We start from the raw sequence: 4,807 nt of genomic DNA, 5'->3' as shown, positions 1-4,807 counted from the left end.
CCGCGTTGTGTGCGATGTGGGCGATCCGCTGCCAGAACGAGCCGTTGGGGGAGGCGCGCCAATTGTCGAGGTCGCTCCAGAAGTAGGAGTCGAAGCCGTCGTCGTCGTCGTCGTCGTCGTCGTCGTCGTCGTCCTCGAGGATGCCGGCGTCGATGAGGTGTTGGCGATCCATGGCTTGGATCTCGGCCTCGAAGTAGGCGATCGCTTCATTCATGAGGTCGACCGCGCGAGGGTCGATGACCTGTGGGACCTCATGGCCGAGGAAGTAGCGCTTGCCGGGTTGGTAGCGGTGGGCGTCCTCGGCGAGGAAGCGGGCGATCTCGCCGGCGATCTGGAGGGGTTGTCGCTGTTGATGCTTGTCCTTTGCACGCCAATTGGAGCAGTCTGCGCCCGTCACGGTCTCGTAGGTCCAGCGATCTGGGATTGGTTGTTGTCCGACGGTCCGGGCCATGGTCGCGGTGTCGAATAGGGCGCCAAACATGATGGGGGCGTGCACGTCGCCGATGCGGTCCATGAGCTTGCGCCAGGCCTGGAGCATCAACCAGGCCTCGATGGTGCGATGCCGTCCGGTCTCGTAGCCCTCGTTGTCCCAGGAGTAGTCGTCTTTGACTTTGGGGATATGGTTATCAGCGGACTCGATCAGGCGGGAAATTTTGTTGCTCACGATGCCGGCCTCACGTGGAGCGTCTCCGGTGGCGATGAGATGCCACATTCGGATCATGATCGGGACGCCCCAGGCGAGCTGGGAGTGGTAAAGCATGTTGGCGATCTCATCCTGTTTCCACCACTTTTGTGTCTCGTACAGCGCGGTGCGATGTTCGTTGATGACATCGACGAGTTCGGGCTCGGTGCTGATGCCGCCGATGAAGATGTAGACGTCCTCTTGGAGGATTGGGTCGCTGATGTCGACCATGCCGCGAACTGTGTCAAGACCCTGGCGATCGCCACGTCGGGCGAGTTCTGCTGCCGCTGCGAGTCGGGCGCCTTCGTCGGGCGAGTCGAGACCTGCGGGAATGTCGGGGGGGGGCGTCGCCCTCCAGAATTTACGCAGGATTGAGAAGTCGAAGCGCCAATCTTTTTGCTCAATAGTCATGTTTCGATTTTCTTATAGTTTGGTGGTTCTTCGTGCCCAGAGAGCTGCGCAGTCGCCCTGAATTTTTGTGAGGTCGGCATCAAATTGTCGGCATTCTGCCGAGAGGGTCGAGTCGTGGGTGAGGTTGCCGTCGGCGTCGAAACGCCCTGGGCATCCTCCAGCACATTTTGGCACACGATGGTGTGTTTTGCTGCCTGGGGGGTAGCCGTTGCCTTTGAGGTAGTCCCTGCGTTTTTCGCCCCACTCGTCGTCAATGAGCGTAGCCGCCCCCGGCGGCGTGACGCGATACACATCACAATGCGGCTCCGGCAAGCTCTTACACCCCGCCGCCTTCCCCCGCGCGATCACCTCGCGCCGCTCCACCAGTTTACTCTCCCGCTCCGCCAACTTATCGAGAGCCTGCTCGAAGCGCTTCATCCCTTTCTTGTGCTTCTTCGCAGGCTCATTGTCGGCCAGGAACTCCAACGCGTTCTCGAGCGAAGCGTCCTCGTCGGCCCCGATCATATACCACTCCTCCTCGCCGAGGCGACCGAGCTCGAGGTGCTCGCCAAGCAACCCGCTCGACACCCTTGGGCGTGGCTGCTTCAGAGGATGTTTGCGGTCGACATCATGACCTGCCCGCGCTGCCGCGGTGCGATGCGCTTGGTCAAGATCGCCAACAAGCCGGACGACATCGCGCAGGTGCTCGCCAACTTGGGTCTCGGTCCCCGTCCGCCGCCGCGGCCGAGGCCAGCCCCAGCTGGCCAGCTCGAACTCGACTTCGCGGCGTGACCGACCCGACCCTGACCAGGCCGTGATGGTCGAGCCGTGGCTTGGTGTCAGGGACCAAGGCAGGTTCGGCGCAAGACCGCGCCGAACGGGGTCAAGTTGGGGGGCCTGTTCGCCAACCGACCCGGCCCGGGCCCACTTCGCCTTCCGATCCACACGCCAAAATGAGCGGCGCGACGTTCGCGCCACCCCCGACCCCGCATCGGATGTCCTATGCGCGGCATCTCGTGGCCCCGCTGCGGTTGGAGCACCCCGTGGAGCGCCCGCGCGTCGTCAGCGCTTCAGCCTCTACGAGCCTCCGTGACCCGGCCTCGCAGAGATTCCCGGCTAGAACGTCTTGAGGCGCGAGCGGTCCTTTGGCGCGGAGGGGCTGCGATGTATGTTCGCCCAAGGCAGACGAACAATGTTCCACGAGATCTATCGACCCCTGTTGCGAAATGTTGATGAAAATTTGCTTCAAACGCTCTTGAAGAGCGGTCTTCCCGACGTTCCAGGGATCGAGGCGCTCATCCTCTCAGTGGCGTTGGGAGACGCTGGTTACCACAAGGAGCCGCGAGCCCTGGCCAAGAAGATCATCAAGAAGCACGGCAGCGGGCCGACACAGCAGGCGCTCAAGCTCAAGTCGCGCAAGAAGTACGAGAGCCAGAGCGCGGCGAAGTCGTTCGACGCCGATATCGAGGAGCTCGCGGCCATCGAGGGGTTTAATGCGCCCGAGTTCGCCAAGTTCATCGGCCTGCGCTCGACCGCCTATATGCGCGGGGCCTATCGCTACTTTCTCGCCAAGGCTGACGCGCGGCAGCTGCAGTGGCACTTCAAGAATGACTTCTTCCGAAAGGGGGAATACGCATTTATCAACACAAACTACTCAACGCTCGACGCGCGAGCCTTCGCGGCGCTCTTGTCCTCATTTTCGGACGTGGAGTTCGCATCCCGTGTTCAATCGCTCATCGTGTTTGTCTTGGATGATTTCACGATTCCGCCTGGGACCTTCCAGCACGCCGCCAACTTGCACCGTCTTGACATCTACGCCCCGAGGCTGACGGACTTTCCAAGCGCGCTGTGTGAGATCGAGAGTCTCGAGAGTCTCGAGATCAGCCAGGCGACCTTGTCGTCGCTTCCCCCAGAGCTGGGCCAACTGCAAAACCTGCGCAGCTTAGAGCTCACTGAGACCGGGCTGACAACGCTGCCCGACGAGATCGGCAGCCTGAGCGAACTGTCGTCCCTCGAGCTCAGGAGCAATGTCCACCTCACCTCGCTCCCGCCATCCTTGGGCCGCTGCAGCAAGCTGAGCAAGCTCGACCTACGAGGCAGCCCCAACATCGAGAACATCCCAGCGGCGATCCTCGACCTCCCCGCGCTCGACGAGTTCACCCGGCGGACGATCGCGGATATGTACGGCGATACAGATCCGGCGACCATCTTGGTCCGGGAGATGAAGACCTTCACCGATCAGTTCGACGGCACCCTGGAGATCAACGTGCCCGCTGTGCAGGAGGCCTTGCGCAGCTTCGAGGACACGGGAGATGTGGCGCAGGCGAACCTCTACGAGCTGATGCTCGCCGTCGGCAAGTGCTATGTCGACGAAGAGCACGGCCAGAGCCGATTCCTCCACGAGCACATCAACAAGTTGGTCCCGGAGCACGTCCAAAAGGCCAACAAGGCGATCAGCGTGCCGCTCTATTACACCCCGGAGACCTCCGCCAAAGTGCTCGATCTCGCGCGGGAGCGGATCAGCAAGTCCGGCCTCGACGGCGACAGGTTCCTGTCTTTTGTGAAGCCGATGCTCGGACGGGCGTGAGCCCTTCCATGGAGGAGCGGGAGTTCGTCGACGGCGAGCGGATCGACGGTGTCCGAGGGGCTCCGTCAGCCCGGCGGCGCTGAGCAGCCCTTCGCCGTCTCCTCCACGGCGCTCCCGGCTGGCGCGACCGACCAGTCGTCGACGCAGATGTCGTAGAGGCCCTCGAGATCGTAGATCTCATGCGCCCAGGCGATCCCGTCAGGGCGCGCGCTGGCCTCGACCGTGCAGCGCACGGTGACGAAGCCACCCCGTCGCGAGAATACGATCCTGTCATCCGCGAGCACCTGATCTTCCGCGAGGGGAAGTCGCCGCGGGCGGCTAGCCTGCGCACATGTCCAAGACACTCTCATGCTCGCTGATCCAGGTCACCCCATGGCCGGCTCATGGAACGCGAGCCGCTGCTCGTGATGCCGACGGGCACGCGCCGCTGCGTGTGTGCTCAACGTGACTCGGCGAGGCCACCATCCCGCAAGCGAAGGTGGCCCCGATCCCGGACACCTCGCTGGCTCACGCATGAGCTCTGCAAAGCGAGACCACGACGGCCGAGTAGCTGGTCGTGGCTGCTCCCTCGCCGTGCTCGACGACGCCGCGTCGAGATGGCTACGAGCGTCGCCGGCCCGACGAGACGCTGCTGTACCAGCTCATCGAGCAGCACTGGCCGACCTTCCTCGAGCGGGCCGAGCCATCCGGCGGCTTGCCTGACTTCGTCGTCAAGGAGTTCGAGGCATACCTGCGCTGCGGCATCCTCGAGCATGGCCTCGCCCACTTTGCTTGCCGGCAGTGTGGCGAGTCGACGGTTGTGGGGTTCTCTTGCAAAAAACGCGGATTCTGCCCGTCATGCACGGGCCGGCGCATGGCTGACGTCGCGGCCCACCTCGTCGACGAGGTGTTCCCGGAGGTCCCCGTTCGTCAGTGGGTCTGCTCGTTGCCGGGCCGGCTGCGCTACGCGATGGGCTACGATCGAAAGTTGTGCGCCGACGTGCTCGACGCGTTCATCGCCTCGCTGCGTCGCTCGCTGCGCTGCCGGGCAAAGGCAAAGCTCGGCCTGCGCTCGGTCGAGGACGCGCGCTTCGGTGCGATCACCTTCATCCAGCGCGCCGACTCCTCGCTGCGGCTGAACGTGCACTTTCATTGCCTCGTGCTCGACG

Annotated in this window: 5 protein-coding genes and 1 pseudogene; 3 read left to right on the top strand and 3 right to left on the bottom strand. The window is 63.3% G+C overall.

What is annotated here, in order from left to right; genetic code table 11:
- Positions 1 to 1,093 (bottom strand): annotated as a pseudogene (locus ENSA5_RS13400) (hypothetical protein); the annotation flags it as partial.
- A 12-nt stretch (positions 1,094 to 1,105) separates the two neighbouring features.
- The gene (locus tag ENSA5_RS35945; protein WP_146155658.1) at positions 1,106 to 1,597 is read right to left on the bottom strand and encodes a hypothetical protein; all 492 of its coding nucleotides are present in this window, start codon (positions 1,595 to 1,597) and stop codon (positions 1,106 to 1,108) included.
- An 87-nt stretch (positions 1,598 to 1,684) separates the two neighbouring features.
- Here ENSA5_RS35945 and ENSA5_RS35940 point away from each other — a divergent pair, with 87 nt between their 5' ends.
- On the top strand, positions 1,685 to 1,864 hold the full coding sequence (locus ENSA5_RS35940; RefSeq protein WP_146155657.1) for a hypothetical protein: 180 nt from the start codon (positions 1,685 to 1,687) through the stop codon (positions 1,862 to 1,864).
- Between the two features lie 400 nt (positions 1,865 to 2,264).
- A complete protein-coding gene (locus ENSA5_RS13390) occupies positions 2,265 to 3,659 on the top strand; it encodes a leucine-rich repeat domain-containing protein (RefSeq protein ID WP_146155656.1) in 1,395 nt (464 codons plus the stop codon).
- A 65-nt stretch (positions 3,660 to 3,724) separates the two neighbouring features.
- Here ENSA5_RS13390 and ENSA5_RS37635 read toward each other — a convergent pair whose 3' ends face one another.
- On the bottom strand, positions 3,725 to 3,943 hold the full coding sequence (locus ENSA5_RS37635) for a hypothetical protein (protein ID WP_106392039.1): 219 nt from the start codon (positions 3,941 to 3,943) through the stop codon (positions 3,725 to 3,727).
- Between the two features lie 272 nt (positions 3,944 to 4,215).
- Here ENSA5_RS37635 and ENSA5_RS13380 point away from each other — a divergent pair.
- Positions 4,216 to 4,807: transposase zinc-binding domain-containing protein (locus ENSA5_RS13380; RefSeq protein WP_181197725.1), on the top strand; the 592-nt coding region annotated here is incomplete at its 3' end.

This window comes from Enhygromyxa salina, from assembly GCF_002994615.1.
Taxonomy (GTDB): domain Bacteria; phylum Myxococcota_A; class Polyangia; order Nannocystales; family Nannocystaceae; genus Plesiocystis; species Plesiocystis salina_A.
Note: the sequence above shows the minus strand (reverse complement) of the source record. Positions and strands in the feature narration are given on the sequence as shown.

Excerpts from the sequence above, each read along its gene's own strand:
- ENSA5_RS35945 (WP_146155658.1), bottom strand. The coding sequence starts at position 1,597 with ATGATCGGGGCCGACGAGGACGCTTCGCTCGAGAACGCGTTGGAGTTC.
- ENSA5_RS35940 (WP_146155657.1), top strand. The coding sequence starts at position 1,685 with ATGTTTGCGGTCGACATCATGACCTGCCCGCGCTGCCGCGGTGCGATG.
- ENSA5_RS13390 (WP_146155656.1), top strand. The coding sequence starts at position 2,265 with ATGTTCCACGAGATCTATCGACCCCTGTTGCGAAATGTTGATGAAAAT.